Annotated in this window: 22 protein-coding genes; 14 read left to right on the top strand and 8 right to left on the bottom strand. The window is 62.6% G+C overall.

The features are described 5' to 3' along the window. Positions 1-22 precede the first annotated feature (22 nt). Positions 23-1312, bottom strand: coding sequence for an OprD family porin (locus PRJ_RS22295; RefSeq protein WP_104962478.1), 1290 nt, complete (start codon positions 1310-1312; stop codon positions 23-25). A gap of 200 nt (positions 1313-1512) precedes the next feature. Here PRJ_RS22295 and PRJ_RS22290 point away from each other — a divergent pair, with 200 nt between their 5' ends. Together PRJ_RS22290 and PRJ_RS22285 are read left to right on the top strand one after the other, a co-directional pair. Next, a complete protein-coding gene (locus PRJ_RS22290) occupies positions 1513-2184 on the top strand; it encodes a response regulator (protein ID WP_010952527.1) in 672 nt (223 codons plus the stop codon). Further along, positions 2177-3556 (top strand): sensor histidine kinase, encoded by a 1380-nt coding sequence (locus PRJ_RS22285; RefSeq protein ID WP_104962477.1) that lies wholly within the window; start codon positions 2177-2179, stop codon positions 3554-3556. The genes PRJ_RS22290 and PRJ_RS22285 overlap by 8 nt, the downstream gene beginning before the upstream one ends. Before the next feature lie 65 nt (positions 3557-3621). Here the strand turns inward: PRJ_RS22285 and PRJ_RS22280 are convergent, their stop codons facing one another. Together PRJ_RS22280 and PRJ_RS22275 are read right to left on the bottom strand one after the other, a co-directional pair. Further along, positions 3622-4428, bottom strand: coding sequence for an HDOD domain-containing protein (locus tag PRJ_RS22280; protein WP_028698136.1), 807 nt, complete (start codon positions 4426-4428; stop codon positions 3622-3624). A 55-nt stretch (positions 4429-4483) separates the two neighbouring features. After that, positions 4484-5425, bottom strand: coding sequence for a folate-binding protein YgfZ (locus PRJ_RS22275; RefSeq protein WP_104962476.1), 942 nt, complete (start codon positions 5423-5425; stop codon positions 4484-4486). Positions 5426-5558: 133 nt separating this feature from the next. On the opposite strand from PRJ_RS22275, the gene PRJ_RS22270 reads away from it, so the two are divergent. After that, entirely contained in the window at positions 5559-5813 is a 255-nt protein-coding gene (locus tag PRJ_RS22270; protein WP_003252043.1) for a succinate dehydrogenase assembly factor 2, read from the top strand. Continuing rightward, positions 5797-6255 carry a protein YgfX gene (locus PRJ_RS22265; RefSeq protein ID WP_104962475.1) on the top strand — a complete coding sequence of 153 codons (459 nt, stop codon included), beginning with the start codon at positions 5797-5799 and terminating at the stop codon, positions 6253-6255. Before PRJ_RS22270 ends, PRJ_RS22265 begins: the two co-directional genes overlap by 17 nt. Positions 6256-6373: 118 nt before the next feature. Here the strand turns inward: PRJ_RS22265 and nadB are convergent, their stop codons facing one another. Beyond that, positions 6374-7978 carry an L-aspartate oxidase gene (nadB, locus tag PRJ_RS22260; RefSeq protein WP_104962474.1) on the bottom strand — a complete coding sequence of 535 codons (1605 nt, stop codon included), beginning with the start codon at positions 7976-7978 and terminating at the stop codon, positions 6374-6376. Between the two features lie 435 nt (positions 7979-8413). On the opposite strand from nadB, the gene rpoE reads away from it, so the two are divergent. From rpoE to pdxJ, 10 genes are all read left to right on the top strand, one after another. Continuing rightward, positions 8414-8995 (top strand): RNA polymerase sigma factor RpoE, encoded by a 582-nt coding sequence (gene rpoE / locus PRJ_RS22255; protein ID WP_003252049.1) that lies wholly within the window; start codon positions 8414-8416, stop codon positions 8993-8995. 33 nt (positions 8996-9028) lie between these two features. Then, a complete protein-coding gene (locus tag PRJ_RS22250; protein WP_003252050.1) occupies positions 9029-9619 on the top strand; it encodes a sigma-E factor negative regulatory protein in 591 nt (196 codons plus the stop codon). A gap of 12 nt (positions 9620-9631) precedes the next feature. Further along, on the top strand, positions 9632-10597 hold the full coding sequence (locus tag PRJ_RS22245) for a MucB/RseB C-terminal domain-containing protein (RefSeq protein ID WP_104962473.1): 966 nt from the start codon (positions 9632-9634) through the stop codon (positions 10595-10597). A 206-nt stretch (positions 10598-10803) separates the two neighbouring features. Continuing rightward, the gene (locus PRJ_RS22240) at positions 10804-12207 is read left to right on the top strand and encodes a DegQ family serine endoprotease (protein ID WP_371920367.1); all 1404 of its coding nucleotides are present in this window, start codon (positions 10804-10806) and stop codon (positions 12205-12207) included. Positions 12208-12387: 180 nt separating this feature from the next. Beyond that, the gene (gene lepA, locus PRJ_RS22235) at positions 12388-14187 is read left to right on the top strand and encodes a translation elongation factor 4 (RefSeq protein ID WP_010952535.1); all 1800 of its coding nucleotides are present in this window, start codon (positions 12388-12390) and stop codon (positions 14185-14187) included. 5 nt (positions 14188-14192) lie between these two features. After that, the gene (lepB, locus tag PRJ_RS22230; RefSeq protein WP_003252057.1) at positions 14193-15047 is read left to right on the top strand and encodes a signal peptidase I; all 855 of its coding nucleotides are present in this window, start codon (positions 14193-14195) and stop codon (positions 15045-15047) included. Positions 15048-15210: 163 nt separating this feature from the next. Continuing rightward, entirely contained in the window at positions 15211-15900 is a 690-nt protein-coding gene (gene rnc / locus PRJ_RS22225) for a ribonuclease III (RefSeq protein ID WP_003252059.1), read from the top strand. Beyond that, the gene (gene era, locus PRJ_RS22220) at positions 15893-16795 is read left to right on the top strand and encodes a GTPase Era (protein WP_003252061.1); all 903 of its coding nucleotides are present in this window, start codon (positions 15893-15895) and stop codon (positions 16793-16795) included. Before rnc ends, era begins: the two co-directional genes overlap by 8 nt. Before the next feature lie 121 nt (positions 16796-16916). Then, on the top strand, positions 16917-17600 hold the full coding sequence (recO, locus tag PRJ_RS22215; protein ID WP_104962471.1) for a DNA repair protein RecO: 684 nt from the start codon (positions 16917-16919) through the stop codon (positions 17598-17600). Positions 17601-17661: 61 nt separating this feature from the next. Continuing rightward, positions 17662-18384 carry a pyridoxine 5'-phosphate synthase gene (gene pdxJ / locus PRJ_RS22210; protein ID WP_371920366.1) on the top strand — a complete coding sequence of 241 codons (723 nt, stop codon included), beginning with the start codon at positions 17662-17664 and terminating at the stop codon, positions 18382-18384. Between the two features lie 52 nt (positions 18385-18436). Here the strand turns inward: pdxJ and cmoB are convergent, their stop codons facing one another. The 4 genes from cmoB to lon form a co-directional block, all read right to left on the bottom strand. Beyond that, positions 18437-19393, bottom strand: coding sequence for a tRNA 5-methoxyuridine(34)/uridine 5-oxyacetic acid(34) synthase CmoB (gene cmoB / locus PRJ_RS22205; protein ID WP_064491118.1), 957 nt, complete (start codon positions 19391-19393; stop codon positions 18437-18439). Then, positions 19390-20133 (bottom strand): carboxy-S-adenosyl-L-methionine synthase CmoA, encoded by a 744-nt coding sequence (gene cmoA / locus PRJ_RS22200; protein ID WP_010952541.1) that lies wholly within the window; start codon positions 20131-20133, stop codon positions 19390-19392. The genes cmoB and cmoA overlap by 4 nt, the downstream gene beginning before the upstream one ends. Before the next feature lie 89 nt (positions 20134-20222). Continuing rightward, entirely contained in the window at positions 20223-20615 is a 393-nt protein-coding gene (locus PRJ_RS22195) for a protease inhibitor I42 family protein (protein ID WP_014592209.1), read from the bottom strand. 151 nt (positions 20616-20766) lie between these two features. After that, positions 20767-23184 carry an endopeptidase La gene (gene lon, locus PRJ_RS22190; protein ID WP_104962470.1) on the bottom strand — a complete coding sequence of 806 codons (2418 nt, stop codon included), beginning with the start codon at positions 23182-23184 and terminating at the stop codon, positions 20767-20769. Positions 23185-23314 lie beyond the last annotated feature (130 nt).

The raw sequence follows: 23314 nt of genomic DNA, 5'->3' as shown, positions 1-23314 counted from the left end.
TTATCGGATTACCGCTATGGGGTTACCACAGCGCCACGCTGTAGCTGACCAACAGCCTCACTTCATCCGCGTCACGGGCGAAGTTGGAGCGGAAGGTGGCGTTGCGCAGACGCACGGCGACGTTCTTCAACGGGCCGCTTTGTACCACGTACTTCAGTTCGGTGTTGCGTTCCCACTCTTTGCCTTCGCCACCGGCAGCACGGCTGACGTTGTCACCGCTGATGTAACGGGTCATGAAGGTCAGGCCCGGTACGCCGAGCGCGGCGAAGTTGTAGTCGTAGCGCGCCTGCCAGGAGCGTTCGTCGGCCCCGGCGAAGTCATTGATCTGGACGAAGTTGACCAGGTACGGGTCGGCGCCATCCACATACGGGAAGGCACTTTCGCCAGACAACTGCTGCCAGGCGGCGCTGACCTTGTGCCCGCCCAGGGCATAGCTGAGCATGCCGTTGACGGTGGTGTTGTCGATGTTGCCGGCCTTGGCTGCACCGGCGTCGTCGCTCATGGCAAGGCGCAGGTCGGCACCCAGGGTGCCCGGGCCCCAGGGTTGGGTGGCGACCATGCCGATGAAGTGCTGGCGGTAGATATCGTCGAGCTGGGCGAAGTGGTAGCTGCCGGTGATGCGGTCGGTGAACTGGTAGTCGAGCCCCGCCAGGGCCAGGTTGTCAGCGCTGAAGGTGCCACCGAAGCGGCCGTTCTTGTTGTTCAGCGCCAGGTCTTCCCAGTTGGTGTCGTTGCGGTCCTTGGCTTTGTCTATGCGGCCACCAGTGAAGGTCAGGCCCTTGATCTCCTTGGAGGTGAGCAGGCCACCTTCGAAGGTTTGCGGCAGGATACGCCCATCGTTGGGCTGCAGGGTCGGCAGTTCGGGGATCAGGGTGCCGATCTTGAGTTCAGTCTGGGAGATCTTCACCTTGCCGGTCAGGCCCAGCTTGGAGTACTCGTCGGCAGCCTTGCCGTCATCGTGGGTCGGCAGCAGGCCGCTGTTGGCACGGTCCGGGCTGGAGTCGAGCTTGATGCCGAGCATGCCCAACGCGTCCAGGCCAAAGCCCACGGTGCCATCGGTGTAGCCAGACTCGAAATTGAGGATGAAGCCCTGGGCCCATTCATCGCGCTTGGATTGCTGCGCGCTGGTGCCGTCGCGGAAGTCGCGGTTGAAGTACATGTTGCGGGTTTCGAAGGTGGCCGTGCTGTCTTCGAAGAAGGCGGCCTGGCTCATCGGGGCGACACCGGCAAGCGCGAGGGCGCTGGCGATGGCCGAGGGGCGAGCGATAAAGGAACGGGTAGGCGCGAACGCCTGCGGCTGCGATGACAGCATCGTCGATGACTCCGTTTATTGTTCTTATTCGTTGCACCTTGCTGGTGCTTTTTTCGGCGCGAAGGGCGACCGTGGTGCGATGCTAGGCAACGAACCTTTCGCTAACCTTTCAGCGTGAAAGGTTTGTCACGAGGGGCTTCACAGGCGTGGTGACAGCGGTACACTCCGCGCCACCGTCCCACCCGAGCAGGGAGAATCCGATGCGTGTGCTACTGGTCGAAGACCACCTGCAACTGGCCGAAAGCGTGGCCCTGGCCTTGAAAAGCCATGGCCTGACCGTGGATGTGCTGCATGACGGCGTGGCTGCCGACCTGGCGCTGGCCAGTGAGGAATACGCCGTGGCCGTGCTGGATGTCGGCCTGCCGCGCATGGACGGCTTTGAGGTATTGGCGCGCTTGCGAGGTCGTGGCAAGACCTTGCCGGTGCTGATGCTGACTGCGCGCAGTGACGTCAAGGACCGGGTCCATGGCCTGAACCTGGGCGCCGACGATTATCTGGCCAAGCCGTTTGAGCTGACCGAGCTGGAGGCGCGGGTCAAGGCCTTGCTGCGCCGCAGTGTGCTCGGTGGCGAGCGCCAGCAACGCTGTGGGCCGCTGGTGTATGACCTGGACACCCGTCGCTTCACCCTCGGTGACGACAACCTGACGCTGACCTCGCGCGAGCAGAGCGTGCTGGAAGCGCTGATCGCTCGCCCGGGCCGGGTGATGAGCAAGGAGCAGCTGGCTGCCCAGGTGTTTGGCCTGGACGAAGAGGCCAGCCCTGACGCCATCGAAATCTACATTCACCGGCTGCGCAAGAAGCTCGACGGGCACCCTGTGGCCATCGTCACTTTCCGCGGTCTGGGCTATTTGCTTGAGCACCGCGATGCGTGACAACGGCAGCCTGCGCGGGCGCTTGCTGGGTAATTTGGCGCTGTTGCTGGTGGTGCTGATGCTGGCCAGCGGCCTTAGCGCCTACTGGAATGGCCGCGAGGCCGCCGACACTGCCTACGACCGCACGCTGCTGGCTTCGGCGAGAACCATCGCCGCGGGCCTGTCGCAGCGCGATGGTTCGTTGAGCGCGGATGTGCCTTACGTGGCGCTGGACACGTTCGCCTATGACAGTGCGGGGCGCATTTACTATCAGGTGCTGGATATCAAGCAAAGGCTGATTTCTGGCTACGAGAACCTGCCGCCACCGCCGCCGGGTACGCCGCGCACCGATGACTATCCGGCATTGGCACGGTTCTACAACGCCACTTACCTGGGCCAGGACGTTCGTGTGGTCAGCCTGCTGAAGCCGGTCAGCGAGCCGAACATGAACGGCATGGCAGAGATTCGCGTAGCCGAAACCGAAGAAGCGCGGGTGCGCATGGCCCGAGGGTTGATGGCCGATACCCTGCTGCGCCTGGGCATGCTGGCACTGGGGGCGTTGGTGATGGTGTGGTTTGCCGTGAGTGCCGCGTTGCGGCCGTTGGAGCGCCTGCGCACAGCGGTGGAAGAACGCCAGCCGGACGACTTGCGAGCGTTGCCGGTGGTGCAGGTACAGCGCGAGCTGGGCCCGCTGGTGCGCGCCTTGAACCACTTTACCGAGCGCTTGCGCGGCCAGTTCGAGCGCCAGGCGCAGTTCATTGCCGACGCGGCCCACGAACTGCGAACGCCGCTGGCGGCGTTGAAGGCACGGGTCGAGTTGGGCTTGCGCTCGGCCGAGCCGCAGGAGTGGCGGCAGACCTTGGAGTCGGCAGCCCAGGGCACCGACAGGCTGACCCACCTGGCCAACCAGCTGTTGTCCCTGGCGCGGGTCGAGAATGGCGCACGGGCGATTGCCGAAGGCGGTGCGCAGCGTCTGGACTTGAGTCAGTTGGCCCGCGAGCTGGGCATGGCCATGGCGCCTTTGGCGCACAAGCGCGGGGTGGCGCTGGCGCTGGAGGCCGAGGCGCCGGTGTGGCTGAAGGGGGAGCCGACATTGCTCAACGAGTTGTTGAGCAACCTGGTGGACAATGCCTTGGCGCATACGCCAGCGGGTGGCAATGTGATTTTGCGGGTAATGGCGCCGGCAGTGCTGGAAGTGGAAGACGACGGGCCAGGTATTCCCGTGACCGAGCGCGAACGGGTGTTCGAGCGGTTCTACCGGCGAAGTGCGCAGGGCAGTGGGTTAGGGCTGGCGATCGTTGGCGAGATCTGTCGGGCGCACCTGGCGCAAGTGAGCCTGCATGATGGCGAGAAGGGCGGGTTGCGGGTGCGGGTGAGCTTTATCGCGGATTGATGGTTTGCCTGTGTCGCCCCTTTCATGGGCTCACCCGCGAAAGGGGCGACACAGGCTGCTACAGCTCAGCGCAACATGCTCCGCGCCTCCAGCAGTTCATCGACCTCCAGCTCGGTGCCAAACGGCAACCCCAGATGGCGGTACGCCGGCAGCGCAGCCAATGGCCGGTGACGCCCGCGCTGACTGATGCAGCGGGCGATCTGCACGATGTCGATGTAATCGATCTTGTCAGTCTGGCGGTCCAGGTCATGAACCTGGCTCGGCAGGTGGACCAACTGCTCCGGAAACTCCCAGGCCTTGAGGATCTTGTCCCCCAGCACCGGCTGGAGTTGCTCGATCACGTAATGCAGGCAAACCGGGTCGGACAACAGTTCGTTGTGCTCTTCGGCATAGATGAGTACCGGCAGCGCGCCAATCTGGTTGACCAGCCCACCCAAGGTGGCCTGGTCGGGCTTGAGAGGTGTGAAGCGGCGGCAGATTTCGTAGCTGATGCCCGCCACTTCCAGGCTACTGGCCCAGATATCGCGCAGTTTCTGCTCCACTGCCGGCGAGCGGGCATGGAAAATCTGCTCGATCACCAGGCCGATGGCCAGGTTGCAGCTGTAATTGATGCCTAGCCGCGTGATGGCGGTATGCAGGTCGGTCACCTCGACCGCAGCACGCAGCAGTGGGCTGTTGACGACCTTGATCAGGCGCGCTGACAGGGCCGCGTCGCGGCCGATCACCTTGCTCAGGGCCGCTACGCTGATCTCGCTGTCTTCCGCTGCCTCGCGGATGCTCAAGGCAACCTCGGGCAGGGTTGGCAGGACCAGGTCATCCTTTTCGATGGCGTCGAGCAATTGTGCTTGAACCAACTCGGCCAGCTTGTTCATGGGCATGTCTACCGCAGTGGTGGTGCGGCCCCGCCACAGGGGTGGGGCAGGCTGGTCAGCGCTGGATTTCCCGGTCGCGGTCCAGTTCGTAAGGCAGGGTCAGCACCTGCAGGCGCGGGCCTTCGAGGCTGCCCAGGTGCAGGTTGCCGTCTTCCACCGCCTCGGCGCTGAGCACCGCGAGCAGTTCGCAGCCCGTGCCGTTGCCGGCAGCAATGACCACTTCACCGACCGACGACCCATGGGTGGGCGAGAAAATCTCGGCGCCCGGGGCCGGAATGGCCTGCTGGTCCAGGGCCAGGCGGTACTGGCGGCGCTTGAGTTTGCCCAGGTACTGCATGCGGGCGACGATTTCCTGGCCGGTGTAGCAGCCTTTCTTGAAGCTGACGCCGTCGACGGCCTGCAGGTTGATCATCTGCGGGATGAACAGCTCACGGGTCGGGCCCATGACCTGGCCGATACCTGCGCGAATCTGCCCCAGCAGCCAATCGTTGACACTGCCTTCGGGCAGCGCTGCGGCAAGGGCCTGGCGTACAGGCTCGGCGTCAGCCGCCGGCACCCACAACTCGACCCGGCCGGCGGACACGGCGATCGCGATCAGCCCGTCATGGCGCACGGTGCTACCGGCGGCGGCGGGCACGACAAGCCCCAGCGCCTGCAGTGCAGCGTCGCCACCTTGCAGGCCGAAACGTGCCCATGCGCTGCTTTCGTCGGTCAGCGTGGCCTTGGAGAACACAGCGTACTTTTTCAGGTCGGCCAGTTGCGCGTCGAGCAGTTCACTGGCCATGGCCAGCAAGTAGCCGTTGCCTTCGGGCACTATGCGGAAGCTCGACTGCATGCGCCCCTTGACCATGCAGCGGGCGCCGAGGCTGGCGTGTTCCTGGCTGAGGTAGTTGATGTTGCAGGTCAGCTGGCCTTGCAGGAACTTGCCTGCATCGGAGCCGCGGACGGCGAGGATGCCCTCGTGGGACAGGGGGCAGAAGAAAGCGGAATCGGCCATGGGTCATCGCGGTGGCTAAAGACTGGCGGCCATCATAGAACGCCGGTAACAAAATAGGTAGGTGACTAGACCAACGCCCGGTGTCGCTTCGCGCGCCTGGCTGTATACTGGCGGCCCATTCGAGGAGGGCCCCATGGTCGAACAAACTGAACTCAACCGGCTTTTCTGGCACAGCCGCCGCGGCATGCTGGAACTGGACGTACTGCTGGTGCCTTTCACCCAGGAAGTCTACCCCACCCTCAATGAGACCGACCGTGAACTGTACGTGCGTCTCTTGAGCTGCGAGGATCAGGACATGTTCGGCTGGTTCATGGAGCGCACCGAGTCCGAAGACCCGGAACTGCAGCGCATGGTCCGCATCATTCTGGACCGTGTCCAGCCCAAGTGAGTGCTTCGAGTGCCGTTGGCAAGGCTCGCGCCTGCTGCTGACGGCCTACCTCGCTTGTCAGGTTCTGGCGTGGCTTGCCGTGTGGGCGAGCCCGCTGCCCGGGTGGATGGCCTTTTTTGTTGTCGCCGCCTGTACGGCCCACGCTGGCTGGGCCATTCCCCGACGTATCCTGTTGACCCATGAGCATGCTGTTGTCGGCCTGCGCCGTGATGTGCGGGGCTGGCAGGTGTTCAGCCGTGCCTGTGGGTGGCAGTCAGTGCGCTTGTGCCAGGACAGCGTGGCTTTGCCTGGGCTGGTGGTGTTGCGCTTTGAGCGGGCGGGGCGGTGGTTGGGGCAGAGCCAGTGCGTACCGGGGGATGCGCTGGGGCCGGATGAGCATCGGCGCTTGCGGGTGCGGTTGAAGTTCAGCCGGCGGCGCTGGGCTGCGGTGAGCCGGGCATAGATCGAGACCGGGTCAGCTTCTTCGCGGGCTCGCCCGCCCCCACAGCTACTGCGCAATGCTGCAAGGCAGTCAAATTCCTGTGGGAGGGGGCGAGCCCGCGAAGGCCGCGACGCCGTTTTCAGATTGGGCTGAGGATAGTGTCCTTGGCCTCGTCCAGCATCCCTGGATAGTCCAGTGTGTAATGCAACCCTCGGCTTTCCTTGCGCTGCATGGCGGACAGGATCATCAGCTCGGCCACTTGCGCCAGGTTGCGCAGCTCGATCAGGTCACGGCTGACCTTGTAGTTGCTGTAGAACTCGTTGATTTCATCCAGCAGCAGGCGAATGCGGTGCTGGGCCCGCTGCAGGCGCTTGCTGGTGCGCACGATGCCGACGTAGTCCCACATGAAGCGCCGCAGTTCGTCCCAGTTGTGCGCAATGATCACGTCCTCGTCCGAGTCGGTCACCTGGCTGGCGTCCCAGCCGGGCAAGGCCTTGGGCATGGCCACTTGCTCCAGGTGCGCCTGGATGTCGGCAGCGGCGGCGCGACCGTACACAAAACATTCCAGCAGCGAGTTGCTGGCCATGCGGTTGGCGCCGTGCAGGCCGGTGAAACTGGTTTCGCCGATGGCATACAGGCCAGGCACATCGGTGTGGCCGCAGTCGTCGACCATCACCCCGCCGCAGGTGTAATGCGCCGCCGGCACCACTGGGATCGGCTGGCGGGTGATATCGATGCCAAAGGCCAGGCAGCGCTCGTACACGGTGGGGAAGTGGCTCTTGATGAAATCTGCAGGCTTGTGAGTGATGTCCAGGTATACGCAGTCCACGCCCAGGCGCTTCATCTCATGGTCGATGGCGCGGGCCACGATGTCCCTTGGGGCCAGCTCTTCGCGTGGGTCGAAGCGTGGCATGAAGCGTTCGCCGTTGGGCAGGCGCAGCAGGGCGCCCTCGCCGCGCAGGGCTTCGGTGATCAGGAAACTCTTGGCCTGCGGGTGATACAGGCAGGTCGGGTGGAACTGGTTGAACTCCAGGTTCGCCACCCGGCAGCCGGCCCGCCAGGCCATGGCGATACCGTCGCCGCAGGCACCATCGGGGTTGCTGGTATAGAGGTAGACCTTGGCCGCACCGCCCGTGGCCAGCACGGTGAAGCGCGCGCCGAAGGTGTCTACCTCGCCGGTGTTGCGGTCGAGCACGTAGGCGCCCAGGCAGCGTTCGCCGGGCAGGCCCAGGCGGCGTTCAGTGATCAGGTCGACCGCCACCCGCTGCTCCAGCAGCTGGATGTTCGGGCGCTGGCGAGCCTGTTCCAGCAGCGTGGTGAAGATTGCCGCGCCGGTAGCGTCGGCGGCGTGGATGATGCGCCGGTGGCTATGGCCCCCTTCACGGGTGAGGTGGAACTCGAAGCCGCCATCGTCGACGCTGTAGTGCTCATCGCGGGTGAAGGGCACGCCTTGCTCGATCAGCCACTGGATCGCTTCGCGGCTGTGCTCGACGGTAAAGCGCACCGCGTCTTCATGGCACAACCCGCCGCCGGCATTGAGGGTGTCCTCGACATGCGACTGCACAGTATCGGTGTTGTCCAGCACTGCAGCGACGCCGCCCTGGGCCCAGAAGGTCGAGCCGTTGGCCAGGTCGCCCTTGCTCAATACGGCAACGCGAAGGTGGCTGGGGAGGTTAAGTGCCAGGCTGAGACCGGCGGCACCGCTGCCGATCACCAGGACATCATGTTGGAATTGTTGGCTCATGTCGGGACACTAGTAATCTTTGGGAGGGGCACGGCACAATGGTCACGCGCGGATGGCATTGTGAAACTATCGTTAAACGTGGCCGGGATGCCTTTATAGCAGCCCCGGGTGGCCAATTTCCATGCTACCTGCCAGGTTGCGACAACCTTTGTGGGAACTTTCCGACATGGCCGGAAATCCTATGAAGGCTGCCCGTACGCCACAATTTGCCGCGGCGACGCAGGGCGGCAGGCCTTTCCAGGCTTACCCCTGTGTATTTGAAACCTGATTATCGACGTAGCCGGCCGTGACCGCGCCGCGTCTTCCGTGCAAGCCGACCAAGGGCTGCAGGAAACTTGCTTGGAGGGGAGAACTTTTGCGCAAAGCCCGAGTCTATGGTTGCAAGCCTGAACGATGGCTGATGCAACGCTCCTTCGAGTTCACTGAGGAGTGTTCATGCTAACCCAGGAAGAGGATCAGCAGCTTGTCGAGCGCGTTCAGCGCGGCGACAGGCGAGCTTTCGATCTGTTGGTGCTGAAGTATCAGCACAAGATTCTCGGGTTGATCGTGCGGTTTGTCCACGATACCCACGAGGCCCAGGATGTAGCACAGGAAGCCTTCATCAAGGCCTACCGTGCGCTTGGCAACTTCCGCGGCGACAGTGCGTTCTATACGTGGCTGTACCGCATCGCCATCAACACGGCGAAGAACTACCTGGTGTCCCGTGGAAGACGGCCGCCAGACAGTGATGTGAGCTCCGAGGATGCGGAGTTTTACGACGGCGATCATGGTCTCAAGGATCTCGAGTCCCCAGAGCGCTCGTTGTTGCGGGATGAAATCGAAGGCACTGTCCATCGCACCATCCAGCAACTGCCCGAAGACCTGCGTACGGCATTGACGCTACGCGAGTTCGACGGGCTGAGTTACGAAGACATTGCCAGTGTCATGCAATGTCCGGTGGGTACCGTGCGCTCTCGAATCTTCCGCGCTCGGGAGGCCATAGATAAAGCCCTGCAGCCGTTGTTGCAGGAAACCTGAGACAGCGGCGACAGCGCCAAGAGAGGAACCGCCATGAGTCGTGAAGCTTTGCAGGAATCGCTGTCCGCGGTGATGGATAACGAAGCGGATGAACTGGAACTGCGTCGGGTGTTGAACGCCGTCGACGACGCCGAAACCCGTGCCACCTGGTCGCGTTACCAGGTTGCCCGTGCAGCCATGCACAAGGAGCTGCTGCTGCCTAACCTGGATATCGCCTCTGCGGTGTCCGCGGCGCTGGCCGACGAAGCCGTGCCAGCCAAGGTCAAGAAAGGCCCTTGGCGCAGCATTGGCCGTCTGGCGGTAGCCGCCTCGGTTACTGTCGCGGTACTGGCCGGTGTGCGTATGTACAACCAGGACGAGATCACGGGTGCAGAGCTTGCTGCCCAGCAGCCTGTCCAGCAGGGCCTGAGTGTGCCACAAGCGCAAGGCCCGGCCGTTTTGGCAGGCTATAGTGAAAGCAGTGAGCAACCGACCGGGCCAATGGCCAATGGCGTGCTGCAGAACCAGGCCGGCTGGGATCAGCGTCTGCCAGGCTACCTGCGCCAGCATGCCCAGGAATCTGCGCTCAAGGGCACTGAAACCGCATTGCCGTATGCCCGCGCCGCCAGCCTGGAAAACCGTTAAGTAAGGAGGATCATGCGCGCGCTACCTCTCTTGTCGCTGCTGATTGGCAGCTGCATGACGGTGCCAGCATTGGCTGCCAATTCTTCGCCTGAGGCGAGTGAGTGGCTGAACAAGCTGGCACAGGCCGAGCAAAAACAGAGCTATCAAGGGTCGTTCGTCTACGAACGCAACGGCAGTTTCTCCTCCCACGACATCTGGCACAGGGTCGACGACGGCAAGGTCAGCGAGCGGCTGTTGCAGCTTGATGGCGCCGCCCAGGAAATCGTGCGCGTGGATGGCAAGGTGGAGTGTGTCAGCGGGGCCTTGGCCAGCGGTGTCACGGCGCCGCCGGATACCGCACCGCGTGTGCTTGATCCGCTGAAACTGATGGGTTGGTACGATTTGAGTGTGGCAGGCAAGTCACGGGTCGCCGGGCGCGATGCCGTGATCATTACGCTCACGCCACGCGACCAGCATCGCTATGCGTTCGAATTGCACCTGGACCGTCACTCGGGTTTGCCACTGCGTTCGTTGATGATCAACGACAAGGGGCAGTTGCTGGAACGCTTCCAGATGACCCGTCTCGATACCGATGAAATACCCAGCGACGCAGACCTGCGCCCAGGTGCTGCCTGCAAGCCAGTGCAGCATGTGGCAGCCGGCAGCAATGATACCGTCGCGGGTTGGCGTTCGGACTGGCTGCCACCCGGTTTCGAGCTGGTCAACAGCTCGGTACGCCGTGATCCCAAGCGCAACAGTTCGGTCAGCAGCCTGATGTATGACGACGGCCTGGCGCGTTTTTCGGTGTTCATCGAGCAAGTGAGCGATGATGGCGGCACCGACATGCGCACCCAGCTAGGCCCGACCTCGGCAGTCTCGCGTCGCCTGAATACACCCAAGGGCAAAGTGATGGTGACCGTGGTTGGCGAAATTCCGCTGGGTACGGCAGAACGCGTCGCCCTGTCGATGCGCCCCCAGGATGCCCAGGCGCGCCAGTAATGGCGCGCTTTTGCGTGCCGAGTCAAGGCAGGTGGGCATACGCCTGAAATGAAATTAAAGCATTGTCATTTGCAATCCATCGGCAAATTTTCTATAGGTCAGGCTTTGAAGAGCCTGGCCTTTTCTGCGTTGAGCAGGGGTCTTTCCAAACTACCGCTCGTTGTGACGGGAGTCGTATGTCAATACCACGCTTGAAATCCTACCTAATGATGTTCGCTGCTGTGCTGATGCTCGGCCAAGTAGTCGCCGCCCAGGCCGAGGAAGCCCTGCCGGACTTCACCACCCTGGTGGAGCAGGCTTCGCCGGCAGTGGTCAACATCAGTACCAAGCAGAAACTGCCTGACCGCCGGATCGCCGCAGGCCAGATGCCGGATCTGGAAGGCCTGCCGCCGATGTTCCGCGAGTTCTTCGAGCGCAACATGCCCCAGCAGCCGCGTTCGCCGCGCGGCGACCGCCAGCGCGAGGCGCAGTCGCTGGGCTCGGGTTTCATTATCTCCAGTGATGGCTACGTGCTCACCAATAACCATGTGGTGGCCGATGCCGACGAGATCATCGTTCGCCTGTCGGACCGTAGCGAACTGCAGGCCAAGCTGGTCGGCACCGACCCGCGCACTGACGTGGCGCTGCTGAAGGTCGATGGCAAGAATTTGCCAACGGTGAAGCTGGGTGACTCCGAGAAGCTCAAGGTGGGCGAGTGGGTACTGGCCATCGGTTCGCCGTTCGGCTTCGACCATTCGGTGACCAAAGGTATCGTCAGCGCCAAGGGCCGGACCCTGCCCAATGACACCTACGTACCGTTCATCCAGACCGACGTGGCCATCAACCCGGGTAACTCCGGCGGCCCGCTGTTCAACATGAAAGGCGAAGTGGTGGGGATCAACTCGCAGATCTTCACCCGTTCTGGCGGTTTCATGGGCCTGTCGTTCGCCATCCCGATCGATGTGGCGATCGATGTCTCCAACCAGCTGAAGAAAGACGGCAAGGTCAGCCGCGGCTGGCTGGGCGTGGTGATTCAGGAGGTCAACAAGGACCTGGCTGAATCGTTCGGCCTGGACAAGCCGGCGGGCGCCCTGGTGGCCCAGGTGCTGGAAAACGGCCCGGCAGCCAAAGGCGGCCTGCAGGTGGGCGACGTGATCCTCAGCATGAACGGCCAGCCAATCGTCATGTCGGCCGATCTGCCGCACCTGGTAGGCGGCCTCAAGGATGGCGAGAAGGCCAAGCTGGAAATCATCCGCAATGGCAAGCGCCAGAACCTGGACATCAGCGTCGGCGCGCTGCCGGATGACGACGTTGACATTGGCGCTGGCACCGAAGGCAGCGCCGAGCGCAGCAGCAACCGCCTGGGTGTATCGGTCGCCGACCTGACCGCCGAGCAGAAAAAATCCCTGGAGCTCAAAGGTGGCGTGGTCATCAAGGAAGTGCAGGATGGCCCGGCAGCCATGATCGGCTTGCGCCCGGGTGATGTCATCAGCCATCTGAACAACCAGGCCATCGGTTCTGCCAAGGAATTCACCGAAATCGCCAAGGAACTGCCGAAGAACCGTTCCGTGTCGATGCGCGTGCTGCGTCAGGGCCGTGCCAGCTTCATCACCTTCAAGCTTGCTGAATAAGCGGTTTCGCAAGGCGAAAGGGCAGCTTCGGCTGCCCTTTTTCATGAATATTCACAATTGCCGGAATGATTGCTGTGTACAGTCGGACAGAGGAATCTCCCATAACCCAGCAGCTTAAGGTACAATTCCCGGCTATTTTTCGGCGGGCGTCCGGCTCGCAGCCTTTTCGAGTGTTGACCCGTGAGTGATTTGAGTCATATCCGCAATTTCTCCATCATCGCCCACATCGACCATGGCAAGTCGACGCTGGCTGACCGTTTCATCCAGATGTGCGGTGGCCTGTCGGCGCGCGAGATGGAAGCCCAGGTGCTCGATTCCATGGACCTGGAGCGTGAGCGCGGTATCACCATCAAGGCCCACAGCGTCACGCTTCACTACAAGGCGCAGGACGGCAAGACCTACCAGCTGAACTTCATCGATACCCCCGGCCACGTCGACTTCACCTACGAAGTCTCGCGCTCGCTGGCGGCCTGTGAGGGGGCACTGCTGGTGGTCGACGCCGGCCAGGGCGTGGAGGCCCAGTCCGTAGCCAACTGCTACACCGCCATCGAGCAGGGCCTGGAGGTCATGCCGGTCCTGAACAAGATGGACCTGCCCCAGGCCGATCCGGACCGCGTCAAGGACGAAATCGAGAAGATCATCGGTATCGACGCCACCGACGCCGTCGCCTGCAGCGCCAAGAGCGGCATGGGCGTTGACGAGGTGCTCGAGCGCCTGGTGCACACCATTCCCGCGCCGGAAGGTGAGATCGACGCACCGCTGCAAGCGCTGATCATCGACTCCTGGTTCGACAATTACCTGGGCGTGGTCTCGCTGGTGCGCGTGCGCCAGGGCCGCGTCAAGAAAGGCGACAAGATCCTGGTCAAGTCCACCGGCAAGGTGCACCTGGTCGACAGCGTCGGTGTCTTCACCCCGAAACACACCCAGACTGCCGATCTGAAAGCCGGCGAAGTAGGCTTCATCATCGCCAGCATCAAGGACATCCACGGTGCCCCGGTTGGTGACACCCTGACCCTGTCCTCGACCCCTGAGGTCGAGGTGTTGCCAGGCTTCAAGAAGATCCAGCCGCAGGTCTATGCCGGCCTGTTCCCGGTCAGTTCCGACGACTTCGAGGATTTCCGCGACGCTCTGCAGAAGCTGACCCTGAACGACTCCTCGCTGCAGTACATGCCGGAAAGCTCCGACGCGCTGGGCTTTGGCTTCCGTTGCGGTTTCCTGGGCATGTTGCACATGGAGATCATCCAGGAGCGCCTGGAGCGCGAATACGACCTGGACCTGATCACCACCGCGCCCAGCGTGATCTACGAGCTGGAGTTGAAAACCGGCGAAACCATCGTCGTCGACAACCCGTCCAAGCTGCCGGACGTCTCGGCTGTAGCCGACTTCCGCGAGCCGATCGTCACCGCGACCATCCTGGTTCCGCAGGAGCACCTGGGCAACGTCATCACCCTGTGCATCGAGAAGCGTGGCGTACAGCGCGACATGCAGTTCCTCGGCAGCCAGGTGCAGGTGCGTTACGACATGCCGATGAACGAAGTGGTGCTCGATTTCTTCGACCGCCTCAAATCCACCAGCCGCGGCTATGCTTCGCTGGATTATCATTTCGATCGCTACCAGTCGGCCAACCTGGTCAAGCTGGACGTGCTGATCAACGGCGACAAGGTCGATGCCCTGGCATTGATCGTGCACCGCGACAACGCGGCCTACAAAGGCCGTGCGTTGACCGAGAAGATGAAGGAACTGATCCCTCGGCAGATGTTCGACGTAGCGATCCAGGCAGCCATTGGCGGCCAGATCATTGCGCGGACAACCGTCAAGGCGCTCAGAAAGAACGTACTGGCCAAGTGCTACGGTGGTGACGTCAGCCGTAAGAAGAAGCTGCTGGAGAAGCAGAAGGCCGGTAAGAAACGCATGAAACAGGTGGGCAACGTGGAAATTCCACAAGAAGCCTTCCTCGCCGTGCTCAGGTTGGATAGCTAGGTCCTATGTCGCTAAATTTCCCGCTGTTGCTGGTCATCGCCGTCTTCATCTGCGGTCTGCTGGGCTTGATCGACCTGCTGTTCCTGGCCCCGCGCCGGCGTGCGGCAATCGCCAACTATCAGGGTAGCGTCAGCCAGCCTGAGATGGCGGTGGTCGAACGGCTGAACAAGGAGCCGTTGCTGGTCGAGTACGGCAAGTCGTTCTTTCCGGTGCTGTTCATCGTGCTGGTGCTGCGTTCGTTCCTGGTCGAGCCGTTCCAGATCCCTTCGGGATCGATGAAACCGACCCTGGAAGTGGGCGACTTCATCCTGGTGAACAAATTCTCGTACGGCATTCGCCTGCCGGTGATCGACAAGAAGGTCATCGAGGTCGGTGACCCGCAACGCGGGGATGTGATGGTGTTCCGCTACCCGAGCGACCCGAATGTCAACTACATCAAGCGTGTGGTTGGCCTGCCGGGCGACGTGGTCCGCTACACCAACGACAAGCGGCTGTTCGTCAACGGCCAGCCCGTTGCCGAACAACTGGTGGGCAGCGAGCCGGGTACCCTGGGCAGTGCTCAGCTGTACAAGGAAAAGCTCGGCGCGGCCGAACACCTGATCCGCAAGGAAATGAGCCGTTATCGCATGCCGCCGGACCAGCAGTGGACCGTACCTGCGGGCCATTACTTCATGATGGGCGACAACCGCGACAACTCCAACGATAGCCGTTTCTGGGATGACCCGAACATTCCCAAGGAACTGCACGGCATGGTTCCGGACCGGAACATTGTCGGCAAGGCCTTCGCGGTGTGGATGAGCTGGCCAGAGCCCAAACTCAGCCACTTGCCCAACCTGTCGCGGGTTGGCCTGATCCATTGATACCCATCGGCGCTGTCCAGCAGACAGCGCCGAATGCATTTCTGACATAGGCTGTGTTCTCAGGGATCGGGAGATTCGCCGCAAATCGATCGGCGGACCACAGCCAAACAGTCTTTCAGGATGTTGATTTGAACAACGCGTTGAACAACGATCGGGTGGCCGCATGAGTGCTTCCCTTGCCGGTCTGGAGCGAAAGCTCGGTTACACCTTCAAGAACCAGGACCAGATGCTCCTGGCACTGACCCATCGCAGTTACGCCGGGCGCAACAATGAGCGCCTGGAGTTCCTCGGTGACGCCATTCTCAACTTCGTTGCCGGCGAAGCGCTGTTCGAGCGTTTTCCGCAGGCCCGCGAAGGCCAGTTGTCGCGGCTGCGTGCGCGGTTGGTCAAGGGTGAGACCCTGGCCCGTCTGGCCCGTGGTTTTGACCTGGGCGATTACCTGCGCCTGGGTTCCGGAGAACTCAAGAGCGGCGGCTTTCGCCGCGAGTCGATCCTGGCCGACGCCCTGGAGGCACTGATTGGTGCCATCTATCTGGACGCCGACATGGACACCGCCCGGGAGCGCATCCTGGCCTGGCTGGCCGATGAGTTCGAAGGCCTGACACTGGTCGACACCAATAAAGATCCGAAAACCCGCCTGCAAGAGTTCCTGCAGTCGCGCAGCTGTGAGCTGCCGCGTTACGAAGTCGTGGATATCCAGGGTGAACCACACTGCCGGACCTTCTTCGTCGAATGCGAAGTGGTACTGCTGAACAACAAGAGCCGTGGTCAAGGCGTTAGCCGGCGTATTGCCGAGCAAGTCGCCGCCGCGTCTGCACTGATCGCCCTGGGCGTGGAGAATGGCAATGACTGATAGCAACCCGACCCGCTGCGGCTACGTAGCCATTGTCGGCCGTCCCAACGTCGGCAAGTCGACCCTGCTCAACCACATCCTGGGCCAGAAGCTGGCGATTACCTCGCGCAAGCCGCAGACCACCCGCCACAACATGCTCGGCATCAAGACCGAAGGTGATGTGCAGGCCATCTACGTCGATACCCCCGGTATGCACAAGGCCAATGACAAGGCCCTGAACCGTTACATGAACCGCAACGCCTCGGCGGCCCTCAAGGACGTCGACGTGGTTATCTTCGTGGTTGACCGTACCAAGTGGACCGACGAGGACCAACTGGTTCTGGAGCGCGTGCAGTATGTCACCGGCCCGCTGATCATCGCGGTCAACAAGACCGACCGCATGGAAGAGAAAGCCGAGCTCATCCCGCACCTGCAGTGGCTGCAAGAGCAACTGCCGAACGCCGAGGTGATGCCGATTTCGGCACAGCAGGGGCACAACCTTGAAGCGCTGGAAGCACAGATCGCCAAGCACCTGCCCGAGAACGATCATTTCTTCCCCGAAGACCAGATCACCGACCGTAGCAGCCGCTTCCTGGCCGCCGAACTGGTGCGTGAGAAGATCATGCGCCAGCTGGGTGCGGAGTTGCCGTACCAGATCACGGTGGAGATCGAGGAATTCAAGCAGCAGGGCCATGTGCTGCACATTCACGCGTTGATCCTGGTTGAACGCGATGGCCAGAAGAAAATCATCATTGGTGACAAGGGCGAGCGCATCAAGCGCATCGGTTCCGAGGCGCGCAAGGACATGGAAGTGCTGTTCGATTCCAAGGTCATGCTCAACCTGTGGGTCAAGGTAAAGGGCGGCTGGTCCGACGACGAGCGCGCCCTGCGTTCGCTGGGCTACGGCGACCTGTAATTACCTGACCGGTCGGTTATTCCTGTGGGAGCGGGCTTGCCCGCGAATGCGATAGTGGGTTCACTGACGCTTTCGCGGGCACGCCCGCTCCCACACGTACATCAGGCCCCAGAGATAGTGCATGGACCAACCCACCCCCCAGCCAGCCTACGTACTGCACAGCCGTGCCTACAAGGAAACCAGCGCGCTGGTGGACTTTTTCACCCCGCAGGGCCGCATGCGCGCCGTGTTGCGTCGCGCGCGGGGTAAGGGCGGCAGCCTGGTGCGGCCGTTCGTGTCGCTGGAGGTGGAACTGCGTGGGCGTGGCGAGCTGAAGAATGTCAGCCGCATGGACAGCACCGGCATCGCCGCCTGGCTTCACGGCGATGCGCTGTTCAGCGGGCTGTACCTCAATGAGCTGCTGATGCGCCTGTTGCCTGCCGAAGCGCCGTTCCCGGCCCTGTTCGAGCACTACACCTTGACCTTGCAGGCACTGAGCGCCGGTCGACCGCTGGAACCCCTGCTGCGCTCGTTCGAATGGCGGCTGCTGGACGAACTCGGCTATGCGTTTTCCTTGCACCATGACGTCAACGAGCAGCCCATTGCCGCCGATGGCCTGTACCGCTTGCGCGTTGACGCCGGCCTGGAGCGGGTTGAGCTGGCGCAGCCCGGCCTGTTCCGTGGCACCGAACTGCTGGCCCTGGCCCAAACCGACTGGGATGCCCCTGGCGCCTTGCTTGCCGCGAAGCGGCTGATGCGCCAGGCACTGGCAGTTCACCTGGGGGCAAAACCGCTGGTCAGCCGGGAACTGTTTCGCAAGCGCTGATCAGGACGTATGCTGTTGGGCTCAATCCTCAGGAGAGCCTTTCGTGACTCACAGCAACCGCATGCTTCTTGGCGTCAACATCGACCACGTGGCGACCCTGCGCCAGGCCCGTGGCACGCGCTACCCTGACCCGGTCAAGGCTGCCCTGGACGCCGAGGAAGCAGGCGCCGATGGCATCACCGTGCACCTGCGCGAAGACCGCCGGCACATCCAGGAGCGTGACGTCGTGCTGCTCAAGGATGTACTGCAGACCCGCATGAACTTCGAGATGGGCGTCACCGAAGAGATGATGGCCTTTGCCGAAAAGATTCGGCCGGCGCATATCTGCCTGGTACCCGAAACCCGTCAGGAGCTGACCACCGAAGGTGGCCTGGACGTGGCAGGGCAGGAAGCGCGGATCAAGGCTGCAGTGGAACGGCTGGCACGTACCGGTGCCGAGGTGTCGCTGTTCATCGACGCCGACGAGCGGCAGATCGAGGCCTCGCGTCGGGTCGGCGCACCGGCCATCGAGCTGCACACCGGCCGTTATGCCGATGCCGAAACCCCCACCGATGTGGCTGAAGAGCTCAAGCGTATCGTCGACAGTGTGGCGTTTGGCGTGGGGCAGGGGCTGATCGTCAATGCGGGTCACGGGCTGCACTACCACAACGTCGAGGCGGTGGCGGCGATCAAGGGTATCAATGAACTGAACATTGGCCATGCGCTGGTGGCCCATGCCCTGTTTGTCGGCTTCAAGGCTGCTGTGGCCGAGATGAAGGCGCTGATCGTGGCGGCTTCGCGCTGATTTGTCGGCTCCTCGCCGCAAGTGTATTCAGGCGCCCCTGCGGGCGCCTTTCTTATTTGCGCGCCAGCAGGGTGGCGCGGCGCGGGGCAGGCAGGCCTTCGACGGTCTTGCTGTGGTCGTTCGGGTCGAGGAAGTCGCTCAGTGACTGGTAGCGCATCCAATCGGTGCTGCGCTGCTCCTCGACGCTGGTCACGCTCACGTCGACGCAGCGCACATCGCTGAAGCCGGCACGGCGCAACCAGCGGGCCAGCGCCGGTACCGACGGCAGGTACCAGACGTTGCGCATCTGTGCGTAGCGGTCCTCAGGCACCAGCACCTGGTTTTCGTCGCCCTCGATAACCAGCGTTTCCAGCACCAGCTCGCCACCCTTGACCAGGCAGTCCTTGAGCGCCAGCAGGTGCTCGATGGGCGAGCGGCGGTGATAGAACACGCCCATGGAAAACACGGTATCGAAACCTTCCAGGTTGGCGGGCAGGTCTTCCAGGGCGAACGGCAGGTGCCAGGCCGGCAACTCCGGCAGGTATTGCTGCACGGCCTGGAACTGGCAGAAGAACAGCCAGTTGGGGTCGACCCCAATCACCATGTCTGCGCCGGCGCCGAGCATGCGCCACTGGTAGTAGCCATTGCCGCAGCCCACGTCGAGTACACGCTTGCCCTTGAGGTCCAGGTGCGGGCCGACCCGTGACCACTTCCAGTCCGAACGCCATTCGGTGTCAACGTGCACGCCAAACAGGTCGAACGGCCCTTTGCGCCAGGGCGACAGGCCCATCAGTGCCTGGCGCATCTGCGCGCGGGTGGCGTCGTCGCAGTCGCAATCCAGACGCAACCCGTTGACCAGGTCGATTTCACTGGGTTGCAGGGCGGGCAGGGCTTCCAGCGCCCCGCGCCAGCGGTCGAGGTCACCGTGACCCTTTTCCAGCTTGGCGTCCAGTTGTGCTTGCAGGCCTTGCGACCAGGAAGCCAGGGGCGTGCCCGCCAGGCGGCGGACGAGGGGAGACAGATCGATCATGGCAGGGCTATCAACGAGGCGAAGTTAAGGCATTGGAACCAAGGCACCACTTTCGAGAAGCCGGCTGCGCGCAGGCGTTCCTGGTGGGTTTCGAGTGTATCGGGCTTCATCACGTTTTCGATGGCGCTGCGCTTCTGGGCGATCTCCAGTTCGCTGTAGCCATTGGCCCGTTTGAAATCCAGGTGCAGTTCATTGAGCAGGTCCTGCTCTTGTTCATCGGCGAAGCGCAGCTTCTCCGACAGAATCAGCGCGCCGCCGGGCAGCAGCGCCTGGCGGATTCGCCCGAGCAGTTCAAGGCGCTGGTCAGGGGCGATGAACTGCAGGGTGAAGTTCATCGCCACTACCGAGGCGGGCTCGAAGGGCAGGGCAAGGATATCGGCTTCCAGTACTTGTACTGGCAGCAACTCCTGGAACATCGAATCCTGCGCAGTAAGGTACTGGCGGCAGCGCTCGACCATGGCGGCGGAGTTATCCACCGCGATTACCCTGCAGCCGTCGCTGCGCACATGGCGCCGCAGCGACTGGGTAACGGCACCCAGCGATGCGCCCAGATCGTACAGTGCGGTGCCTGGCTGGGCGAACCGAGCGGCCAGTACCCCGAGGTTCTCGACAATGGTTGGGTAACCGGGCACCGAGCGCTTGATCATGTCCGGGAACACACGCACGACGTCTTCGTTGAAGACGAAGTCGGGCACCTGCTCCAGGGGTTGGGAGAAAAGGCGGTCGGGTTGTTTGCTCACGGCGAATCCAGGCGGCTGGTGATAGGCAGGGGGCGCATTCTAGCCAAACCGCAGCCCGGATGCATGGTTGGCTGACCAGCGCTTTGCGTTCAATTGACCCGAATGCTGCAATCGAAGGTCTGCACCGGGCGCACTTCCGGGGCCCAGGGTTGCTGGTAGACCAATACCAGGTTCCCTTCGCCCGTAGCGCGGGCCTGGAAGCGCCAGGTCGATAGGCCCGAGCTGCCGACGATACCGGTGTCTTCAGGCGCGCTGTAAACCTCGGGGCCAAGGCTTTGCAATACGTTGGGCGCCGGGTTCTGTACCAGCCAGCGGTAGCCGGTGGTGGGGTTGCTGGGCAGGGTAAGCGTGAGGATCTGGCCGACCTGCAGGCGCTTGGGGCATTCGCTTTCGGCGTCCAGGTCAACAGGCTGCGAGGGTTGTTGCGCGCAGGCAGAAAGCAGGGCGAAGCTCAGGGGAACGAGCAGACGAGGAGAGGTCATGGTGGCTCCGAAGGCTGGCGATGGCCTGAGGATACCCGATGATCGAGGAAATTTGTGCTGCCTGTGCCGGCCCTTTCGCGAGTAAGCCCGCGCCTGCAGGGGTAGCGTACCCTTGCAGGCGCGGGCTTGCCCGCGAAGAGGCCGGTGCAGGCTAGAACAGCACTTTCGCCACGTCGGTAAAGCGCTTGGCGAAATGCACTGTCAGGCCTTCGCGCAGGTAGTCCGGCAGTTCTTCGAAGTCACCGCGGTTGGGCTCCGGCAGGATCAGTTCGAAAATCTTCTGCCGCCGCGCTGCAATCACCTTCTCGCGCACGCCGCCAATCGGCAGTACCTGACCGGTGAGGGTCAGCTCGCCCGTCATGGCGACACCTTTTTTGGCAGACTGGTCGCGGGCCAGTGAAAGCAAAGCGCTGGCCATTGTGATGCCGGCACTGGGGCCGTCCTTGGGCGTGGCGCCTTCTGGGACGTGCAGGTGGATGAACGCTTCGTTGAAGAAACCTGGATCCCCGCCAAATTGCTTGAGGTTGGAGCTGATGTAGCTGTAGGCAATTTCGGCAGACTCCTTCATCACGTCACCCAGCTTGCCGGTCAGCTTGAAGCCGCGGTTGTGGGTGTGGATGCGGGTCGCCTCGATCGGCAGCGTGGCGCCGCCCATGCTGGTCCAGGCCAGGCCGGTGATGACGCCTTTGCCAGCCAGTACCTGCTCGCTGCGGAACACCGGTATGCCGAGTGCGGTTTCCAGGTCCTTGGTGCCGATCTTAAGCTTGGCGTCGGGGTTTTCCAGCAGCTTGACCACGGCCTTGCGCACCAGTTTGCCCAGTTGCTTCTCCAGCTGGCGCACGCCCGCCTCGCGGGCATAACCGTCGATCACCAGGCGCAGGGCGCTGTCGCTGATGCTGAGGCTAGTCTTGGAAACGCCGGCCTTTTCCAGCTGCTTGGGCCACAGGTGGCGCTTGGCGATGGTCAGTTTTTCTTCGGTGATATAGCCAGACAGGCGGATCACTTCCATGCGGTCGAGCAACGGCCCGGGAATCGAATCGAGGGTGTTGGCAGTGCACACGAACAGCACCTTGGACAAGTCCAGGCGCAGGTCGAGGTAGTGGTCGAGGAAATCGACGTTCTGCTCGGGGTCGAGGGTTTCCAGCAACGCTGAGGCCGGGTCGCCCTGGTAGCTCTGGCCCATCTTGTCGATTTCGTCGAGCATGATGACCGGGTTCATCACTTCGACGTCTTTCAGGGCCTGCACCAGCTTGCCGGGCTGGGCGCCGATATAGGTGCGGCGGTGGCCCTTGATCTCGGCTTCATCACGCATGCCGCCGACGCTGAAGCGATAGAACGGCCGGCCGAGCGATTCGGCGATGGACTTGCCGATGCTGGTCTTGCCCACCCCGGGCGGGCCTACCAACAGCACGATCGAGCCGCTGATCTCGCCTTTCCAGGCGCCCACGGCGAGGAACTCGAGGATGCGCTCCTTGATGTCGTCGAGGCCGGAGTGGTACTGGTCGAGGACTTTGCGCGCGTGCTTGAGGTCGAGCTTGTCTTTGCCGTACACGCCCCACGGCAGGGCGGTGGCCCATTCCAGATAGTTGCGGGTGACGGCGTATTCGGGTGAGCCGGTTTCCAGGATGGCCAGTTTGCCCATCTCTTCATCGATGCGCTTGCGTGCCTGCGGTGGCAGGGTCTTGCCTTCCAGGCGCTGTTCGAACTGTTCGAGGTCGGCGCTGCGGTCGTCCTTGGTCAGCCCCAGCTCTTGCTGGATGACCTTGAGTTGTTCCTTGAGGAAAAACTCGCGCTGGTGCTCGCCGATCTGCCGGTTGACCTCGGCCGAGATCTCGTTCTGCAAGCGCGCGACTTCCACCTCTTTGCGCAGCATTGGCAGTACTTTCTCCATGCGTTTGAGCATGGGCACGCAGTCGAGCACTTCCTGCAACTGATTGCCGGTGGCCGAGGTGAGCGCGGCGGCGAAGTCGGTGAGCGGCGAAGGGTCGTTGGGGCTGAAGCGGTTGAGGTAGTTCTTCAGCTCTTCGCTGTACAGCGGGTTGAGCGGCAGCAGCTCTTTGATCGCGTTGATCAGCGCCATGCCGTAGGCTTTGACCTCGTCGGTCGGCTCGGCGGGCTGGCGCGGGTATTCGACTTCGACCAGGTAGGGCGGGCGGTGGTGCTTGAGCCAGTTGCGGATGCGCACCCGGGACAGGCCCTGGGCGACGAACTGCAATTTGCCGTTTTCGCGGCTGGCATGGTGCACCTTGACCAGCGTGCCGTACTGCGGCAGTGCCGAGGTGTCGAAGTGGCGGTGGTCTTCTGGCGGGGTGTCCATGAAGAACAGCGCCAGGCAGTGGTCCGGTGACTTGGCTACCAGGTCGAGCGTTTCGGCCCAGGGCTCTTCATTGACGATCACCGGCAGTACTTGGGCCGGGAAGAACGGGCGGTTGTGGATCGGGATGACGTAGACCTTGTCCGGCAGCTGCTGACCGGGCAGGGCGAGGGCGTGGCCGGCTTCGGCCTGGAAGGTGTGCTCGACTTCGCTGTGTTCGTCAGGGTGTTCGGGGAAATCCTGCTGGTCGCTCATGGGGCACCTGCGTGAATGACTATGGTGCTTAGATGGGGCGGGGAGGGATGGGTTTCAATGGTTCGGGAGCAGCCTTGTGTCGCGATTGGGCTGCGCAGCAGCCCCAGAATCCATCCAGCATTCTAGATCG

The organism is Pseudomonas sp. XWY-1 (assembly GCF_002953115.1).
GTDB classification, from domain to species: domain Bacteria; phylum Pseudomonadota; class Gammaproteobacteria; order Pseudomonadales; family Pseudomonadaceae; genus Aquipseudomonas; species Aquipseudomonas alloputida.
This window is presented reverse-complemented; position numbering and strand designations above follow the sequence as displayed.

Coding starts and splice junctions, on each gene's coding strand:
- PRJ_RS22250 (WP_003252050.1), top strand. CDS start 9,029: ATGAGTCGTGAAGCTTTGCAGGAATCGCTGTCCGCGGTGATGGATAAC.
- nadB (WP_104962474.1), bottom strand. CDS start 7,978: ATGAGCCAACAATTCCAACATGATGTCCTGGTGATCGGCAGCGGTGCC.
- PRJ_RS22295 (WP_104962478.1), bottom strand. CDS start 1,312: ATGCTGTCATCGCAGCCGCAGGCGTTCGCGCCTACCCGTTCCTTTATC.
- lepB (WP_003252057.1), top strand. CDS start 14,193: ATGTCGCTAAATTTCCCGCTGTTGCTGGTCATCGCCGTCTTCATCTGC.
- PRJ_RS22285 (WP_104962477.1), top strand. CDS start 2,177: ATGCGTGACAACGGCAGCCTGCGCGGGCGCTTGCTGGGTAATTTGGCG.
- rpoE (WP_003252049.1), top strand. CDS start 8,414: ATGCTAACCCAGGAAGAGGATCAGCAGCTTGTCGAGCGCGTTCAGCGC.
- PRJ_RS22270 (WP_003252043.1), top strand. CDS start 5,559: ATGGTCGAACAAACTGAACTCAACCGGCTTTTCTGGCACAGCCGCCGC.
- PRJ_RS22245 (WP_104962473.1), top strand. CDS start 9,632: ATGCGCGCGCTACCTCTCTTGTCGCTGCTGATTGGCAGCTGCATGACG.
- recO (WP_104962471.1), top strand. CDS start 16,917: ATGGACCAACCCACCCCCCAGCCAGCCTACGTACTGCACAGCCGTGCC.
- PRJ_RS22290 (WP_010952527.1), top strand. CDS start 1,513: ATGCGTGTGCTACTGGTCGAAGACCACCTGCAACTGGCCGAAAGCGTG.
- lon (WP_104962470.1), bottom strand. CDS start 23,184: ATGAGCGACCAGCAGGATTTCCCCGAACACCCTGACGAACACAGCGAA.
- PRJ_RS22195 (WP_014592209.1), bottom strand. CDS start 20,615: ATGACCTCTCCTCGTCTGCTCGTTCCCCTGAGCTTCGCCCTGCTTTCT.
- era (WP_003252061.1), top strand. CDS start 15,893: ATGACTGATAGCAACCCGACCCGCTGCGGCTACGTAGCCATTGTCGGC.
- PRJ_RS22240 (WP_371920367.1), top strand. CDS start 10,804: ATGATGTTCGCTGCTGTGCTGATGCTCGGCCAAGTAGTCGCCGCCCAG.
- rnc (WP_003252059.1), top strand. CDS start 15,211: ATGAGTGCTTCCCTTGCCGGTCTGGAGCGAAAGCTCGGTTACACCTTC.
- PRJ_RS22280 (WP_028698136.1), bottom strand. CDS start 4,428: ATGAACAAGCTGGCCGAGTTGGTTCAAGCACAATTGCTCGACGCCATC.
- pdxJ (WP_371920366.1), top strand. CDS start 17,662: ATGCTTCTTGGCGTCAACATCGACCACGTGGCGACCCTGCGCCAGGCC.
- cmoB (WP_064491118.1), bottom strand. CDS start 19,393: ATGATCGATCTGTCTCCCCTCGTCCGCCGCCTGGCGGGCACGCCCCTG.
- PRJ_RS22275 (WP_104962476.1), bottom strand. CDS start 5,425: ATGGCCGATTCCGCTTTCTTCTGCCCCCTGTCCCACGAGGGCATCCTC.